Below are 16229 nucleotides of genomic sequence, written 5' to 3'. Positions count from 1 at the left end.
GCCGACTACGTCAAGGCCGTGTGGAACATCGCCAACTGGCAGGACGTCGCCGCCCGCCTCGAGCGCGCCCGTACCCAGACCGCCGGGCTGATCGTCCCCGCCTGACCTCCACGCGAGCATCGCCGGCGCGTCGCCAGGCGCCGCGCTGTGAGCGCGATCTCGGGGCCCTTCCGCCGACGGAAGGGCCCCGAGATCGCGCTCACCACAACACGGGCGGTGATTCATCGGAGGAATGCGAGGGAGCGGCGCCGTCCTGCGGCATACTGCACCCATGTCCCGCACCGAGGAAGTCGTCGACGGCGTCCGTCGCATGATCGCCGACGGCGAGCTGGGCCCGGGCGACCGGCTCCCCGTCGAGAAGGACCTCGCCGACCAGCTCGGCGTCTCCCGCGGCTCCCTGCGCGAGGGGGTGCGCGCCCTGTCCGTGCTCGGCGTCCTCGAGACCCGCCAGGGCGACGGCACCTACGTCACGAGCCTCGACCCCGCCCGCCTGATGTCGTCCCTGCAGTTCGCCGTCGACCTGCAGGGCGCGAGCTCCGCGCCGTCGTTCCACGCCGTGCGCCGCGTCCTCGAGACCGAGGCCGCCGGGCTCGCCGCGCACCGCATCACCCCGGAGGCGCTCGCGCAGGCGCGCACCGTGCTCGACGAGGCGGCCCGCACGGTCGCGACCGTCCCGGTGGACCACGCCGCGTTCATCGAGGCGGACACCGCGTTCCACCGCATCGTCGCCGACCAGAGCGGGAACCCGGTGCTCACCGCGCTGGTCGAGGCGCTCGCCGGGCGCACCGTCCGCGAGCGGCTGTGGCGCGGGCGCCACGAGGAGGGCGCCGAGGCCCGCACCGTCCGCGACCACGAGGCCGTGTGGCGCGCCCTGGCCGCGGGCGACGCCGAGGCCGCCCGGGTCCGCATGGCCGCGCACCTGCTCGACGTCGGCGAGTCGCTGCCGACGGACGCCGGACCGGAGGCCGACGAGCAGCCCTGACCGGCTCTGCCCCGCGCCGGGGACAGGTTCGCCCGACACCGGCGCGGCTCAGCCGTGCGGGACCCAGCGTGCGCCGAGCTCCGCCCCGGTGGGCGGCTCGCCGCCGAGGGAGCCGTGGCCGGCGGCCGACGCCCGCAGCCCCGCGAGCTGCAGGTCCAGGTACCGCCGCCGCAGCTCGGCCACGCGCCCGGCGTCGCCGAGGCGGATCGCGGCGAGCTGCTCGTAGATCATCGGCAGGTCGTTGTCGACGACGTCGGCCCGCACGCACCCCGCCTCCTGCGCCCGGCGCAGGAGGCGGGCCGCGAGCTCCCCGGCCTCCTGGGAGAGCGCCTGATGCTCGGGCGACGGGGTGAACAGCCCGGCGAGCTGCACCGTCAGCGAGTGCACGTCGGCGTCGACGACACCCCGCAGGAACGCCTCGAAGGAGTCCCACGGGTCGGCGGCCTCCAGCGCCCGGCGGGCGACCTCGACGAACCGTTCGAGGCCGTCGAGGCACAACCTCGCGATGAGCGCCTCCTTGCTCGGGTACCGCCGGTACAGGGCGCTGATGCCGACGCCGGCGGCCTGGGCGACCGCCGCCACGGGGGCGTCCGGGCTGGCGACGAACACCTCGCGCGCGGCCGCGAGGATGGCGCCGTCGTTGCGGACGGCCTGAGCGCGGCGGCCGCTCAGCGGCTCGCCCGGTGCGGGGACGGTCATGGCTGACTCCCTGGGGGTGGACGGACGGGACGACGGGGCGAGACTACCAGTTGAACGGAACGGAACGTTCCGCTACCGTAGTAACGGAACGATGCATTCCGTTCCGCTATTCGCCGGAGGAGACCACGATGACCACCCAGCTCACCCCCACCCGCATCGACGTCCCGCAGGCCGAGCTCGACGACGTCCACGAGCGCCTGTCCCGCACGCGCTTCACCGACGAGATCGGCACGGACGGCGCGTACGGCACCCCCGTGAGCACCGTGCGCGAGCTCGTCCGGTACTGGCTGGAGGACTTCGACTGGCGGGCGCTCGAGGCGCGCCTCAACGCCCTCGACCAGGTCGAGACCACGATCGACGGCCAGCGGGTGCACGCCTTCGTCGCCCGGTCCGGGCGGCCGGGCGCCGTCGGGCTCGTCCTCACGCACGGCTGGCCCGGCTCCGCCCTGGAGTACCTCGACCTCGTCGAGCCGCTCACGGCCGCCGGGTACGACGTCGTCGTCCCCTCGATCCCCGGCTTCGGGTTCTCCGGCCCGACGACGGAGCCGGGGTGGGACGACGCCCGGGTCGCGCGGGCGTGGGCCGAGCTCATGCACCGCCTCGGGTACGAGCGCTACGGCGCCGTCGGCAACGACGCGGGCGCAATGATCTCCCCGGAGGTCGGGCGGCTCGACCCGGAGCACGTGGTCGGCGTGCACGTGGCGCAGATCTTCGCGTTCCCGACCGGCGCGCCGGGCGAGATGGAGGACCTCGACGAGGAGGAGCAGGCGGCGCTGGCGCACCTCGGCTGGTTCTGGGAGACGATGGGCGCGTTCAACACCCTGCACTCGCAGCAGCCGCAGACCCTCGCGCACGCGCTCGCCGACTCGCCGTCGGGCCTGCTCGGGTGGCACGCCCAGCTCATGGGCGACGTGGCCGCGACCGACCCAGGGTTCGTCGTGGCGAACGCCGCCGTGTACTGGTTCACCGGCACGCAGGGCTCGGCTCTGCGGCTGTACCGCGAGAACGCGCTCGCGCAGCAGCGGGCGCAGGGGTCGGACGAGCGGCCGGCGCCGACGACGGTGCCCCTCGCGCTGGCACAGGCGAAGGGCGACTTCGCGTCGATCCGCCGGTTCGCCGAGCGCGACCACGCCGACATCCGTGGCTGGACGACGTACGAGCGGGGCGGGCACTACGCGGCGTACCTCGAGCCGGCGCAGACGGCGGCGGACGTCGTGGCCTTCTTCGACGGCCTGTGACGCCCGCCACGCGTCCGCACCCCGCCGCGGGTGCTCGCTACCGCGGCGGGGTGCGGACGCCGAGCGTCAGCAGCAGGTTCGCGTAGACGCGCTGGTCACCGGTGGCCACCAGCACCGCGACGTCGTCGGACCGCGCGGCGTCGTAGAAGGCGAACCGGTCCAGCTCGGTCCACGCGACGTCGCTCCCGAGCATCCGCCGGTAGCCGGCGTGCGCCGGGATCTCCTCCCCCGCGGCGACCACGTCGCCGTCCACCCCGCCGGGCACCATCACGGCGGCGGACTCCACGGGCACGGCGTCGAGCAGCACCTCGAGCACCTGGTCCACGGTCAGCAGGCCGGGCCGCAGGTTGAGGTGCACGCGCTCGACGCCGCGCCCGGCCCCGGTGGAGTGCGGGTAGTTGGCGTCCGCGAGCAGGATCCGCGACCCGTGCCCCGCGGCCGCGAGGGCCCCGACCAGGCCCGGGTGCAGCAGCTCGTAGCGCAGCATCCTCAGGCCCCGGACGACACGGCCGGGACGCGCGCGGCGGCGAACGCGTGCCGCTGGCGGCCGAGGCCCTCGATCTCCACCTCGACCACGTCGCCGTCGGCGAGGTACGGGAAGCGGCCCGAGAGCGCGACGCCCTCGGGGGTGCCGGTGCAGATCAGGTCCCCCGGCTCCAGCGCCATGTACTGCGACAGGTGGTGCACGATCTGCCCGACGCCGAAGATCATGTCCGCGGTGGTGGAGTCCTGCCGCGGCTCGCGGTTGACGAAGGACCGCAGCCGCAGGTTCCCCGGGTCGACCTCGTCGGCGGGCACCAGCGCGGGGCCGGTCGGCAGGAACCCGGGCCCGCACTTGCCCTTGGACCACTGCCCGAGGGAGTCCTCGAGCTGCCAGGTGCGCTCGCTGACGTCGTCGACGACGGTGTAGCCGGCGACGTGCTCCAGCGCGGACTCGACCGACGGCAGGTAGCTCGCGCGCCGGCCCACGACGATCGCGAGCTCGACCTCCCAGTCGACCTTCTCGGCGCCGGGCGGGATCGGCACGGTGTCGTCGGGGCCGACGACGGTGCCCGGGTGCTTGAAGAAGATGATCGGCAGGCGCGGCGGCTCGGCGCCCGACTCGCGGGCGTGCGCGGCGTAGTTCTGGCCCACGCACACGACGGCGGCCGGGCGGGCGACCGGGGCGCCGCGGCGCAGGGTGTCGGCGCCGTCGAGGACGGGCAGCTCGCCCGCGGCCAGCGCGGCCCGCGTGCGGGCGACGCCGTCGGCGGCGAGGAACGCGCCGTCGACATCGGCCGTGAGCGGGCGCAGGTCGTAGGTGACGCCGTCGTGGTGGACGGCGGGGGTCTCCTGGCCGGCGGGGCCCAGGCGGAGCAGCTGCATCGGGTGTCCTCGTGTCTCTCGTGGAACGGTCGGGCGGGTCGGGTCGGGTCGGCCGGCCGTCAGGCGAGCTCGTCGGGGTGGGCGGCGGGCGCGAGCAGCCCGGCGTCGACGAGCGCGGTCCACAGCTCGGCGGGCACGGCGGCGGTGTGCCGGGCGACGGCGGCGCGCGCGTGGTCGGCGGTGCGGATCCCCACGACGGTGCTGACCACCGCCGGGTGCGTGCGCACGTACGCGAGCGCGGCCTCGGGCAGCGTGACGCCGTGCTCGGCGCAGACGGCGGCGATCCGCCGCGTCCGGGCGAGCAGCTCGGCCGAGGCCGGCGCGTAGTCGTACGTCGCGTCGTCCGGCGGCGTCTCGCGGGCCAGCAGCCCCGAGTTGTACACGCCGGCGACGACGATCGCGACGCCCCGCTCGACAGCGGCGGGCAGCAGGTCGTCGAGCGCCGGCTGCTCCAGCAGCGTGAAGCGGCCGGCGCACATGAGCACGTCGACGTCTGCCTCGCGCACGAACCACGCGAGCATGGCCGACTGGTTCATGCCCGCCCCGATGGCGCCGATCACGCCCTGGTCGCGCAGCTCCGCGAGCGCCGGGAGCGTCTCGCGCACGGCCTGGTCGCCGTGCTCGTCCGGGTCGTGCACGTAGACGACGTCGATCCGGTCGAGGCCGGTGCGCTCCAGGCTGGACTCCAGGGAGCGCAGCACGCCGTCGCGGGAGTAGTCGCGCACGCGCCGATGGTCGGCTGGGACGTCGAACATGCCCGGGTCCCGCCGATCGGCGGTCTCGGGCGAGGGCACCAGCAGGCGCCCGACCTTGGTGGAGACCACCAGCTCGTCCCGCGGGCGCTCGCGCAGCCAGGGGCCGATGCGCCGCTCGGACAGGCCCAGGCCGTAGTGCGGGGCCGTGTCGACGTAGCGCACTCCCCCGGCCCAGGCCGCGTCGAGGGCCGCGTGGGTCTCCTCGTCGGTCGTGGCACGGTACAGGTTGCCCGCCTGCGCGGCGCCGTAGCCCAGGCTGGTCAGGCGGACGCCGGTGGCGCGCACCTCGCGGGCGGGCAGCGGCCCCGTCGTCACGTCGTCGGGCGCACTCACGGCTGCTCCGGCGGGCGGACCCGCACGTCGTGCATGCCGCCGTCGACGGCGAGCGCGGTGCCGGTCGTCGCGGTGGCGAGCGGGCTGGCGAGGTAGCACACGGCGTGGGCCACGGCCTCCGGGCTGACGAGCCGGCCGGTCGGCTGGCGGGCCGCCAGCGCGGCGCGCTCGGCCGCCGGGTCGTCCGCGGCGTCGAGCAGGCGGCCCACCCAGGGGGTGTCGACCGTGCCGGGGTTGACGCACGTCACGCGGATGCCCTCGCGCACGTGGTCGGCGGCCATGGCCATGGTGAGCGACTGCACGGCCCCCTTGCTCGCGGAGTACAGGGCGCGGGCCGGCAGGCCCGTCCAGGCGGCGATGGAGCTCGTGTTGACGACGGCCGCGTGGGCGGAGGCGCGCAGGTACGGCAGGGCCGCGCGCGTGACGCGGACGATGCCGAGCACGTTGACGTCCAGCACGCGCCGCCACTCGTCGTCGTCGTTGTCGGCGACGGTGCCCTGCGCCCCGATCCCGGCGTTGTTGACGACGACGTCGATGCCGCCGAGCGTCTCGGCGGCGTTCGCGACGGCGGCGCGCACGGCCGCGTCGTCGGTGACGTCGGCGGTCTCGGCCCCGGCGCCGTCGGGGACGCCGTCGGTGCTCCGGTCGATGGCGACCACGCGGGCGCCGCGCGCCAGCATGGCCGTGACGACGGCGGCGCCGATGCCGGAGGCGCCCCCGGTGACGACGGCGCGGACGCCGTCGAGCTCGGGCGGGGCCGGCGCGAGGCCGGCGGTGGTCGGGGTGGAGGCGGTCACGGGCGGGTCTCCTCGCGGACGGGGGCGGTGTCGGTGGTGTCGGTCGTGTCGTGCAGGGTGTCGGCCGGGGCAGCGGCCTCGGCGGGGACGTCGAGCCCGTAGGTGCGGGCGGCCGTGCCGGCGAGCACCGCCGCGCGGTCGGCGTCCCCGAGCGGTGCGAGCAGCTCGCGGCACGTGTCCAGCCAGCGCCCGTAGCCCGAGGCGAGCAGGCACACCGGCCAGTCGGAGCCGAACATGAGCCGGTCGGGGCCGAAGACCTCGAGGGCGTGGTCCGCGGCCGGTCGCAGGTCGGCGACGCTCCACCGCCCGCCCAGCGCGTCCCACCGGGCCTCGGTGACGAGCCCGGAGAGCTTGGCGACCACGTTGGGCCGCGCGGCGAGGGCGGCGAGGTCGCGGCGCCAGGCGGCGAGGGCCGTGGGATCACCCGGCGTGCCGGGGCCGGGCGAGGCGGCGGCGATCGGCGGCTTGCCGAGGTGGTCGAGCACGAACCGGGCGTCGGGCAGGGCGGCGGCCAGGCGCGCGCACGCGGCGAGCTGGTCGTGCCGGACGACGAGGTCGAACGGCAGGCCGGCGGCGGCCACGGTCGCGATCCCGGCGCGCACGTCGTCCCGGTCGAGGTAGGCGGGGTCGACCTCGGCCTGCACCATGGTGCGGATCCCGACGAGCCTGTCCCCGCCGGGGCCGGCGCGCAGGGCGTCGAGCCGTGCGGCGAGGTCGGGGGCGAACAGGTCGGCCCACCCGACGACGCCGGCGAGGCGGGCGTCGCGGCCCGCCGGGGAGACCGCGGTGGCGAGCAGGTCGACGGTCTCGTCCCAGCGGCTCACCGTCTGCACGACGACGGTCGCGGCGACGCCGTGGGCGGCGGCGGGAACGTCCTGCACGGGGAAGTCGGCGTCGATGGCCGCCATGGTCGCGGGGTCGACCCAGTCCTGCGGGGTGCGCGCGGACCCACAGGTGGTGGTGGGCGTCGACCACGACGTCAGGCATTCGGACCTCCTCGACTCGAATTCATCCAATCTATAACACGCGAAGCGCCCCGCGCCACGAGTCGACTCCGTCGAAGTACTCCCGATAGGCTCGGGGTTGCCCCGGCGATACGTCATACCTCTCCGAGGTCGTCGGCGTCTCGACCGGGGCGACCCGCCGCCCGTGCTCGACGAGGAGTGACCCATGCCCCCGACCCACCCGTCCGCCGCTCACGCCCCGTCGCTGCGGCCCGAGCAGTCGTGGTTCACCGAGGCCCGGTTCGGGCTGTTCATCCACTTCGGCCTCTACTCCGCCGCCGCCCGGCACGAGTGGGTCATGACCCGTGAGCGGACGACGGTGGAGCGGTACGAACGCTACGTCGACGTCTTCGACCCGGACCTCTTCGACGCGCGCGCCATCGCCCGCGCCGCCAAGGACGCCGGCATGCGGTACGTCGTGCTCACCACCAAGCACCACGACGGGTTCGCCCTGTGGGACTCCGCCGTCAGCGACTACTCGATCGCGACCAGCCGCGGGCGTGACCTCGTCGCCGAGCTGGCCGAGGCGGTGCGCGCCGAGGGGCTGCGCCTCGGGCTGTACCACTCGCTCATCGACTGGCACCATCCCGACTTCACCGTCGACCACGTGCACCCCCGCCGCGACGACCCCGACGCGCACGCCCTCAACGACGGCCGCGACATGGCCCGGTACCGCGAGTACCTGCACGCGCAGGTGCGCGAGCTGCTCACCGGGTACGGGGCGATCGACTACGTCTTCTTCGACTTCACCTACGCCTACGACGCCGACGACTGGCGCGGCAAGTACCCCGAGGACTGGGACGCCGAGCGCCTGCTCGCCCTGGTGCGGGAGCTGCAGCCGCAGGCCGTCGTCAACGACCGGCTCGGCATCCCCGGCGACCTCGTCACCCCGGAGCAGTACCAGCCCGACGGGCCGATGCGCGACGCCGACGGGAACCTCGTCGTGTGGGAGGCATGCCAGACCCTCAACGGCAGCTGGGGCTACGACCGCGACAACACGGCGTTCAAGGACCCGGACCTGCTGGTGCGCATGCTCGTGGACACCGTGTCCAAGGGCGGCAACCTGCTGCTGAACATCGGCCCGGACGGCCGCGGGTCGGTGCCGCCGCGGGACCGCGACAGCCTGGCGGCCCTCGGGGAGTGGATGCGCCTGCACGCCCGGTCGGTCCACGGCGCCGGCCCGGCCGAGCCCGCGCTCGCCGACGCCCTCGCGCCGGGCCTGCCGCCCGGCGTCGTGCTCACCCAGCGCGGCGACCGGCTGTACCTGCACCTGTTCGCGTGGCCGTTCGGGCACGTGCACCTGCGCGGCGTCGGCGACCGGGTGCGGTACGCGCAGCTCCTGCACGACGGCTCCGAGCTGCACAGCACCCGCATCGACCCCGACCAGCAGGCCTGGAACACGACGCCGGGCGGTCAGCCGCCCGGCACGCTGACCCTGCACCTGCCCGCGGGACGGCCCGACGTCGCGGTGCCGGTGGTGGAGCTCTTCCTCGACGCCCCGCCGGAGTGACCGCGCGGTAGTGCCGTGCGTGCCGCGGTCGTGCCCCGCGCGCACTACCGCGGCACGGGAGGCACTACCGCGCGGCGCGGCGCCGCACCGGGATCCGTGTCAGCTCGTGGGCGCGGACGACGCGGCCGTCGAAGTGCCGCCGGGCGCGCGAGACCCACCGCCCGTCGGGCACGGTGCCCTCGGCCCCGGGCGCCAGGTGGCTGAGCACCAGGGTGCCCACGCCCGCCGCCTGCGCCACCCGCCCGACGTCCTCGGTGGTGGTGTGCGACTTCTCCAGGTGGCTCAGCACCGCCTCCGACATTCCGGCGCCGTGGTAGAAGTCGAGATCGATGGCCTCGTGGACGAGCACGTCGGCGCCGGAGGCCAGGCGCACGACGTTGTCGCTACGGGCGGTGTCCCCGGAGAACACGATCGAGCCGTCGTCGGTGTCGAACCGGAAGGCGAACGACGGGAAGACGGGCCCGTGCGGCACGAGGATCGCACTGACCCGCACCCGGTCGTCCTCGGCCACGACGAACGGGTCCATCGCCGGTGCTGTCTCGCCCAGCGGGTCCGCCCCGACGTCGGGCACCTCGATCTCGTGCACGTCGATCAGCTCGCGCACGTCCGGGATGCCGGAGTCGCGCAGGAAGACGTTGGTGGAGTAGGCGTGCGCCTCGATGCTCAAGTGAGTGAGGTCGGCAAGCCCGGGCGTCGGGTGGTCGGGCGCGACAGTCGGCACCTCCCCGCCGCCAAACGCTGGTGGGAGCGCACCTGCCGGTCCAGGCCCGTAGACGGGGACGCGCTGCGAGATGCCGTCGCCCTCGCGGTCTCCGTCGCCCCAACCGCCGAGCAGGAAGAAGTTGTAGTAGTCCGCGAGATGGTCGGCGTGCAGGTGGGTGATGAGCACCGCGGCAAGGTCGGACAGCAGCAACCCGGCACGGTTGTACTGCGTCACCGCGCTGCGTCCGCAGTCAACCACGTAGTTGCGCCCATGCACCCGCAGCACGGTCGAGATTCCGGCACGGCCGGTAGCCAATGGCGGCCCTGCCGCGGTTCCCAGGGCGACGATCTCGACGTCCGCGCCCGCACCTCGACCCGGAGCCGCATCCGCCGACGGCGCTGCTGCCGCCGCCGTCGCGCCCACGGTGCCGCTGCCCCAGGCCGCCGCCGCACCGATCGTCCCGGCTCGCAGCAGCCCTCGCCGGGACACCGCCGCCGCGCCGTCCGATTCCCTCTCGCCATGCGTCGTCATCGCCGCTGACCTCCGTCGTCGTGGATGCGTGGACCTCCGATCTTGCGATGCACCGCCACGGGCCCGCTGTTCCCAGCACGCACGCCGGTTGACCGGGCGGGCACGACCGCCGCTCCCGGCGGGCCCGTTCGCGCTGGGACAACCGCCCCGCGCCCACGGTCATGGCGGCCCCGCCGCGACGTCCCGATACTGGGCGGACCGACCGCCCGACCGAGGACCGTGATGACGCACCTCCCCGACACCACGCACACGCACGGCGCCCGCGTGAGCACGCCCACGACCGCCGTCCACCCGCTCGACCCGCTGACGGCCGACGAGATCGCCGCGGCCCGCGAGGTGCTCGCGGGCGCCGGGCTGCTCGGCGACGACGTGCGGGTGCCGCAGCTGCTCCCGGCCGAGCCGTCCAAGGCCGAGGTCGCGGCGTGGCAGCCGGGCGCCCCGCTGGACCGCCGGGTGGCGGTGACGCTCCTGGACCGCGCCACGGGCCGCGCGAGCGAGGCCGTCGTGTCGGTGACCCGCCGCGAGGTGGACGCGCACACGGTGCTGGAGAACGACAGCGCGCCGTACGGGCAGCCGCAGTATCTCTTCGAGGAGTACGACGCCGCGGCCGAGATCGCGAAGGCCACGCCCGGGTGGCAGGCGGCGATGCGCCGCCGCGGCCTCGCCGAGCACATGGAGGACGCGTTCTGCGCCCCGCTCGCGCCGGGGTACTTCGGCCGGGAGGACGAGACGGGGCGCCGGGTCATCCGGTCGCTGACATTCCTGCGCGCCCACCCCGACGACAGCCCCTGGGCGCACCCCGTCGAGGGGCTGGTCGTGCACATCGACCTCACCGAGGGGCGCGCGATCCGCGTGGAGGACGACGGCGACGTGCCCGTCCCGATGGCGTCCGGCGACTACTCCCTCGCCGCCCGGGGCCCGGCGCGCACCAGCCTCAAGCCGATCGAGATCACCCAGCCGCAGGGCCCGAGCTTCGCCGTCGACGGCAGCGAGGTGACGTGGGAGAGCTGGCGGTTCCGGATCGGCTTCAACGCCCGCGAGGGCCTGGTGCTGAACACGGTGTCGTTCCGCGACGGCGCCGGGGACGACGCCGAGGACCGCCCGGTGCTGTACCGCGGCAGCGTCCCCGAGATGGTGGTCCCCTACGGGGACACGTCGTCCACGCGGTTCTGGATCAGCTACTTCGACGCCGGGGAGTACCTGCTCGGCAAGAACGCCAACTCCCTGGCGCTCGGGTGCGACTGCCTCGGCGTCATCCACTACCTCGACGCGTTCGTCGCGGACGACCACGGGAACCCCGTGAAGATCCCGCAGGCCGTGTGCATGCACGAGGAGGACTACGGCGTGCTGTGGAAGCACACCGACCTCGCGGGGAACGCGGAGGTGCGCCGCAGCCGCCGCCTCGTCATCAGCTACTTCGCCACCATCGGCAACTACGACTACGGCTTCTTCTGGTACCTGTACCTGGACGGCACGATCCAGGTCGAGGCCAAGGCCACCGGCATCGTGTTCGCGGGCGCCGGGATCCCCGGCAGCGACAACCCGCACGCCCCCGAGATCGCCCCGGGCATCTTCACCCCCGTGCACCAGCACCTGTTCTGCGCCCGGCTCGACATGGCCGTCGACGGTGAGGACAACACGCTGCACGAGGTCGACGTCGTGGGCATCCCCACGGGCGAGGACAACCCCCACGGCAACGCGTTCACGTGGCGCAGCCGGCAGCTCGCCCGCGAGTCGGAGGCCGCGCGCCTCGCCGACCCGGCCGCGGGCCGGGTGTGGGAGGTCGCCAGCGCGCACCGCCGCAACCACGTGGGCAGGCCCACCGCGTACCACCTGCACCCCCAGGGCGGCCCGGTGCTCATGGCCCAGCCGGACTCGACGGTGCACGGCCGCGCCACCTTCGCGACGAAGCACCTGTGGGCGACGGCGTTCGACCCGGCCGAGCGGTTCCCCGCCGGTGACCACCCGAACGCGCACGCCGGCGGCGCCGGCCTGCCCGCGTGGACGGCCGCCGACCGCGACCTCGACGGCACCGACCTCGTGCTGTGGCACGTCTTCGGCCCCACGCACGTGCCGCGCCCCGAGGACTGGCCGATCATGCCGGTCGACTACTCGGGCTTCACCCTCAAGCCGTACGGCTTCTGCGACCGCAACCCCGCCCTGGACCTGCCGGACGGCGCGGGCGGGCACCACGCCGCCGGGCACGACGCCGGGCACGACGCGGCGGCGGACGCTGCGGCTGCGCGTGAGCGACGCGGCCCTGCACGTGCTCGCGCTGCCGCCGGCGGCCGTGGCCGTGCTGGGCGGGGTACGCAGGACGCGCGGACGCGCCCGCGCGGCGTCGGTGCTCGCCGGCGTCGTCATGCTCGCGTCGATGGCCGACGCCGCGGCCGTCGCCCCGCTGCCGGTCCCGTGGGGTCCGCTCGGCTGGACGGCCGCCCTGCTCGCGGCGGGCACCGTCCTGGCCTGGGCGGGCCGCCCGCCGCTGCCCACCACCGCGGGCGCCGCGCCCGGCGGGGCGGCGCACCTGCTGCACGTGACGTGCCTGCCGGTGATGGCCGCGCTCACCGCGACCATGGGGCCGCACGGCGCCGCCGTGCCGCACGACGGCGCCCACCAGCACGGCGACGCCCTCGCCGTGGTCGCGTTCCTGGCGGCCGCCGTGCACGTCGCCGCGTCGTGCGCCGTCGGGGTACGCCCCGGGCGCGACCGCACCGCCCGGGCCGAGGCGCTCGCCGGCGCGGCGGCGGTCGCGGCGATGGCGGGAGCGGCGTTCCTGTAGTCGCCGGCGCCGTCCCGGTCACGCGCCGAGGTCGTGCACTCTCGGGCAAGCGGGGTGCGCGTCCGCGCATCCGCCGCTCCCCGGCCGCCGCATAGCGTGCGAGCGGGGCGCACGCCACGGCGTCCGGCCCCGACGTCCACCGCACCGTCGCACCAGTGAGGCCACCATGACCGAATCCTTCATCCCCGTCGGCGCGCTCGGCGACGGGTTCGCCCCCGACGCCGACGTCCTCGAGCCCACCGGTGACCTCGACGGCGCGTCGTTCGACCTCGAGCTGCCCGAGCCGGTGACCCTGACGGTCTCCGGCGGCGTGGCCCGCTGGGGCGGCACCGAGGCCCCGGTCCGGGTGACGTCGGTGCGCGACGGCCTGTACCTCGTCGACGGCGTCGTCGGCACCGGGGCGGACGCGACGTCGGCGACCTTCGTGCTCGACACCGACGCCGGCCTGGTGACGGTCGTGGAGGGCGGCCTGCCGACGGCGGAGGTCCGGGCCGAGTCCGCGTACGACCGCGTGCAGCGCGGCGAGGACCCCACCGGCGTCACGGCCCGGATCCGGCACGGCCGCGTCGCGGGCTCGACGGCGCCGCTGCACGCGCCGACCACCGAGCTCGTGGGGCTGCGCAACCGGTACACGTACTCCCCGAACGAGGTGTACGAGCACGTCTACCTCACCCCGGACCTGTACACCTGGCACTGCCTGCGCGGGGTGGAGCGCGGCCTCGCCGACACCGACCGGTGCCACCACGTCGGGATCCGGGACCGGCTCACGCTGTTCGTCTGGCGGGAGAAGATCGTGCCCACGCTGGGCCTCCTCCTCGTCGACCTCGAGCGGATGAAGACGGACGGCAAGATCTTCGGCAACGACGGCTTCGACACGACGTCGGTCGTGAACTTCCCCGTCGGGGCGCGCGCCGAGGTACTCAACACGACCGACCACTCGGACGTGTGGGGCGACGCGTGAGCACCCGGCCCGCCGACCTCGTCGTCGTCCGCGCCCGGGTGTGGACGGCCGAGCCGTCCGCGCCGTGGGCCGAGGCGTTCGCCGTCGCGGACGGGCGGCTCGTGGCCGTGGGTTCGGAGGCCGAGGCGCGGGCGCACGCCGGGCCGGGGACCGTCGTCCGGGACGCGGGCGGGGCGTTCGTCATGCCGGGGCTCGTGGACGTGCACAACCACCACGCCATGGCGGGCCGCGCCGACCTGTTCGAGCTGGCCCTGCCGCCCGGCGCGCACCTGCCCGAGATCCTCGACGCCGTCGCCGCGCACGCCGCCGGCCTGCCCGCCGACGCGTGGGTCGTGGGCGGCGCGTGGGGCAGCAACCGCCGCACCGAGATCTCGTCGGCGGCAGTGCGACGCCGGCTCGACGAGGCGGCAGGCGGGCGCCCGGTGCTGCTCATGGAGGACTCCCGGCACAACCGGTGGGCGAGCACGCGGGCGCTGGAGCTCGCGGGCGTCACCGCTGGCAGCGACCCCGGGCCGGGCGGCGTCGTCGAGCTCGACCCGGTCACCGGAGAGCCCACCGGTGTGCTCCTGGAGTCGGCGGGCCTCGCCGTCGAGGAGGCGCTGTCGCGCAGCCGCACCCTCACCGCGGAGCAGCACCGGGCCGCGTCGCGGCGCGGGATCGAGATCCTCAGCGGGTACGGCGTCACGGCGTTCCAGGACGCCGCCGCGTCGCGGGAGATCCTCGGGGCGCTGCGCTCGCTGGACGAGGCCGGCGAGCTCGACGCGTGGGTCGTCACGTCGCTGACGGTGAACGACCCGATCTTCGGCTACGACGCCGTGGGCGACGACCTCGTGTGGGGCGGCGAGCCGTACCGCACCACCCACCACCGGCCCGACTTCGTCAAGATCTTCCTCGACGGCGTCCCGCCTGCCCGTACGGGCGCGTTCCTGGAGCCGTACCTGCCGGACGACGAGCACGGCGCGCACCACTGCGGGGCGCCCGCGCTCGCGCCCGACGAGCTGTACGGGTGGCTGCGGCGCACCGCCGAGCACGGGCTGTCGGCCAAGATCCACTGCTCCGGCGACGCCGCCGTGCGCCTCGTCCTCGACACGGTCGAGCGGCTGCGCGGCGAGGGCTTCGCCGAGCCCCGGTACCAGATCGCGCACGGCCAGTTCGTCGCCGAGGACGACCTCACCCGGTTCGCCACCCTCGGGGTGGACGCGGACATCTCACCGTTCCTGTGGTTCCCCGGCGTGATCACGGACGCCATCGGCGACGTGCTGCCCGCCGACCGCGCGTCGCGCATGCAGCCGAACCGTTCGCTGCTCGACAGCGGCGCGCTCGTCGCGGGCGGGTCGGACTGGCCCGTCTCCGAGTCGCCGAACGCGTGGGAGGGCATGCAGGGCCTGGTGACCCGCGCCGACCCGTACGGCCGCTACCCCGGCACGCTGTGGCCGGAGCAGGCGCTCACCCTCGACGAGGCGATGACGGCGTTCACGCTCGCCGGCGCACGGGCGATGGGCCTCGGCGACGAGACCGGGTCGCTGCGGGCGGGCAAGTCCGCCGACTTCGTGGTGCTCGACCGCGACCCGTTCGCCGTCGACGTCGAGGAGGTCGTGCGCACCACGGTGCGGGAGACCTGGTTCGCCGGGCGGCAGGTCTTCGACCGCGCCACGTCGGCGGGTCCGGGCGACTCGCGCTAGAGGTCCGCGACGAGGCGGGCGTGCAGGTCCGCCAGGTCCGTCGCGTGGAGGTCGAACCGGTCGTCCTCCCGCGGCGGGTCGCCGTCCGGGCGGGGCACGTAGGCCGTGCGCATGCCGGCCGCCGCGGCCGCCCGCAGGTCCCACGCGTGGGCGGCGACCATGACGGGCACGCCGACGCCGGACGGGGCCACGTCGAGGGCGGCGGCGTAGAGGGCGGGGTCCGGCTTGTACGACCCGACGTCCTGCGCGGAGAGCAGCTGGTGCCAGCGCAGGCCCGCGCCGGTGCTGAGCCCCGCGAGGGCGCGCCGGCTCGCGTTGGACAGGCCGACCAGGGTGGCGTCGCGGGCGAGCCGCTCGAGGCCGGCGACGGTGTCCGGCCAGGGGCGCAGCCGCTCCGCGGACGTCGCGAGCCGTTCCGCCGCGGACGCCGGGACCGACCCGTCGGCCGCCAGGCGGTCGAGGGCCTCGCGGTCCAGCTCGTGGCTCGGCGCGAACGGCCGGCGTCCGTCGACGACGGCGCGCTCCTGCTCCGCGACGTCCGCCAGCCACCGCGCGACCACGCGCCGGGCGGCGGCGTCGTCGAGACCCGCCGCCTCCCGGACCTGGACCGCCAGGCTGCCCGCCTGGTCGACGAGCGTGCCGAGGACGTCGAACACGAGGACGGGGCGGCCGGTTCCCAGAGGACTGTGCACGCGGCCAACCTACCGGCCGAGGCCGCCCCCGCCCGACAACGACCTGAGGGTCGCCACCATCGGTGATCGCGACCCCCAGGTTGTGGTGGTCACCCAGCCTGGCGGGCCTCGACGAGCCGTCCGCCGTTGAGCGCGACGGAGCAGCCGAGCGCCGCCACGAGGCAGGCGGCGGACACGACGAGCATCAGGGCGAAG

At 75.5% G+C, this 16229-nt stretch carries 14 protein-coding genes and 1 pseudogene; 7 read left to right on the top strand and 8 right to left on the bottom strand.

The features are described from left to right. Together EYB28_RS20455 and EYB28_RS19510 are read left to right on the top strand one after the other, a co-directional pair. Nucleotides 1–105 (top strand): annotated as a pseudogene (locus EYB28_RS20455) (Fe-Mn family superoxide dismutase); the annotation flags it as partial. 166 nt (nt 106–271) lie between these two features. Continuing rightward, entirely contained in the window at nt 272–982 is a 711-nt protein-coding gene (locus EYB28_RS19510; protein WP_166852869.1) for a FadR/GntR family transcriptional regulator, read from the top strand. Between the two features lie 48 nt (nt 983–1030). Here the strand turns inward: EYB28_RS19510 and EYB28_RS19505 are convergent, their stop codons facing one another. Next, nucleotides 1031–1681, bottom strand: coding sequence for a TetR/AcrR family transcriptional regulator (locus EYB28_RS19505; RefSeq protein ID WP_166852866.1), 651 nt, complete (start codon nt 1679–1681; stop codon nt 1031–1033). Between the two features lie 128 nt (nt 1682–1809). On the opposite strand from EYB28_RS19505, the gene EYB28_RS19500 reads away from it, so the two are divergent. Beyond that, complete coding sequence (locus EYB28_RS19500; RefSeq protein WP_166852863.1) at nt 1810–2919, top strand: epoxide hydrolase family protein; 1110 nt, start codon at nt 1810–1812, stop codon at nt 2917–2919. Between the two features lie 37 nt (nt 2920–2956). Here EYB28_RS19500 and EYB28_RS19495 read toward each other — a convergent pair whose 3' ends face one another. The 5 genes from EYB28_RS19495 to EYB28_RS19475 are packed head-to-tail and all read right to left on the bottom strand — an operon-like array spanning nt 2957 to nt 7077. Continuing rightward, nucleotides 2957–3406, bottom strand: coding sequence for an RbsD/FucU family protein (locus tag EYB28_RS19495; RefSeq protein WP_166852860.1), 450 nt, complete (start codon nt 3404–3406; stop codon nt 2957–2959). Nucleotides 3407–3408: 2 nt separating this feature from the next. Further along, nucleotides 3409–4284, bottom strand: a complete 876-nt coding sequence (locus tag EYB28_RS19490; RefSeq protein WP_166852857.1) for a fumarylacetoacetate hydrolase family protein — start codon at nt 4282–4284, stop codon at nt 3409–3411. 59 nt (nt 4285–4343) lie between these two features. Next, nucleotides 4344–5372, bottom strand: coding sequence for an aldo/keto reductase (locus EYB28_RS19485; protein ID WP_240930779.1), 1029 nt, complete (start codon nt 5370–5372; stop codon nt 4344–4346). Next, the gene (locus tag EYB28_RS19480) at nt 5369–6169 is read right to left on the bottom strand and encodes an SDR family NAD(P)-dependent oxidoreductase (protein ID WP_166852872.1); all 801 of its coding nucleotides are present in this window, start codon (nt 6167–6169) and stop codon (nt 5369–5371) included. Before EYB28_RS19480 ends, EYB28_RS19485 begins: the two co-directional genes overlap by 4 nt. After that, nucleotides 6166–7077 carry an amidohydrolase gene (locus EYB28_RS19475; RefSeq protein ID WP_205711068.1) on the bottom strand — a complete coding sequence of 304 codons (912 nt, stop codon included), beginning with the start codon at nt 7075–7077 and terminating at the stop codon, nt 6166–6168. The genes EYB28_RS19480 and EYB28_RS19475 overlap by 4 nt, the downstream gene beginning before the upstream one ends. Before the next feature lie 262 nt (nt 7078–7339). On the opposite strand from EYB28_RS19475, the gene EYB28_RS19470 reads away from it, so the two are divergent. Further along, the gene (locus EYB28_RS19470; protein ID WP_166852854.1) at nt 7340–8683 is read left to right on the top strand and encodes an alpha-L-fucosidase; all 1344 of its coding nucleotides are present in this window, start codon (nt 7340–7342) and stop codon (nt 8681–8683) included. 64 nt (nt 8684–8747) lie between these two features. On the opposite strand, the gene EYB28_RS19465 is transcribed toward EYB28_RS19470, so the two are convergent. Beyond that, complete coding sequence (locus EYB28_RS19465; RefSeq protein WP_166852851.1) at nt 8748–9917, bottom strand: MBL fold metallo-hydrolase; 1170 nt, start codon at nt 9915–9917, stop codon at nt 8748–8750. 222 nt (nt 9918–10139) lie between these two features. Between EYB28_RS19465 and EYB28_RS19460 the strand changes: the two genes are divergently transcribed. From EYB28_RS19460 to EYB28_RS19450, 3 genes are all read left to right on the top strand, one after another. Next, complete coding sequence (locus EYB28_RS19460) at nt 10140–12794, top strand: primary-amine oxidase (protein ID WP_240930778.1); 2655 nt, start codon at nt 10140–10142, stop codon at nt 12792–12794. A 71-nt stretch (nt 12795–12865) separates the two neighbouring features. Further along, entirely contained in the window at nt 12866–13660 is a 795-nt protein-coding gene (locus tag EYB28_RS19455; protein WP_166852848.1) for a MoaF C-terminal domain-containing protein, read from the top strand. Next, a complete protein-coding gene (locus EYB28_RS19450) occupies nt 13657–15342 on the top strand; it encodes an amidohydrolase (protein WP_166852845.1) in 1686 nt (561 codons plus the stop codon). The genes EYB28_RS19455 and EYB28_RS19450 overlap by 4 nt, the downstream gene beginning before the upstream one ends. Here EYB28_RS19450 and EYB28_RS19445 read toward each other — a convergent pair. Continuing rightward, nucleotides 15339–16034 (bottom strand): haloacid dehalogenase type II, encoded by a 696-nt coding sequence (locus EYB28_RS19445; RefSeq protein ID WP_166852842.1) that lies wholly within the window; start codon nt 16032–16034, stop codon nt 15339–15341. The two genes, EYB28_RS19450 and EYB28_RS19445, sit on opposite strands and share 4 nt — an antisense overlap. Nucleotides 16035–16229: the final 195 nt, after the last annotated feature.

Origin of the sequence: Isoptericola sp. BMS4 (assembly GCF_011634835.1) — a bacterium.
Lineage (GTDB): Bacteria > Actinomycetota > Actinomycetes > Actinomycetales > Cellulomonadaceae > Isoptericola.
This window is presented reverse-complemented; position numbering and strand designations above follow the sequence as displayed.

What these genes read in the sequence shown, in the direction of transcription:
- EYB28_RS19490 (WP_166852857.1), bottom strand. Translation starts at nt 4,284, where the DNA reads ATGCAGCTGCTCCGCCTGGGCCCCGCCGGCCAGGAGACCCCCGCCGTC.
- EYB28_RS19500 (WP_166852863.1), top strand. Translation starts at nt 1,810, where the DNA reads ATGACCACCCAGCTCACCCCCACCCGCATCGACGTCCCGCAGGCCGAG.
- EYB28_RS19495 (WP_166852860.1), bottom strand. Translation starts at nt 3,406, where the DNA reads ATGCTGCGCTACGAGCTGCTGCACCCGGGCCTGGTCGGGGCCCTCGCG.
- EYB28_RS19505 (WP_166852866.1), bottom strand. Translation starts at nt 1,681, where the DNA reads ATGACCGTCCCCGCACCGGGCGAGCCGCTGAGCGGCCGCCGCGCTCAG.
- EYB28_RS19470 (WP_166852854.1), top strand. Translation starts at nt 7,340, where the DNA reads ATGCCCCCGACCCACCCGTCCGCCGCTCACGCCCCGTCGCTGCGGCCC.
- EYB28_RS19460 (WP_240930778.1), top strand. Translation starts at nt 10,140, where the DNA reads ATGACGCACCTCCCCGACACCACGCACACGCACGGCGCCCGCGTGAGC.
- EYB28_RS19510 (WP_166852869.1), top strand. Translation starts at nt 272, where the DNA reads ATGTCCCGCACCGAGGAAGTCGTCGACGGCGTCCGTCGCATGATCGCC.
- EYB28_RS19475 (WP_205711068.1), bottom strand. Translation starts at nt 7,077, where the DNA reads ATGGCGGCCATCGACGCCGACTTCCCCGTGCAGGACGTTCCCGCCGCC.
- EYB28_RS19455 (WP_166852848.1), top strand. Translation starts at nt 12,866, where the DNA reads ATGACCGAATCCTTCATCCCCGTCGGCGCGCTCGGCGACGGGTTCGCC.
- EYB28_RS19465 (WP_166852851.1), bottom strand. Translation starts at nt 9,917, where the DNA reads ATGACGACGCATGGCGAGAGGGAATCGGACGGCGCGGCGGCGGTGTCC.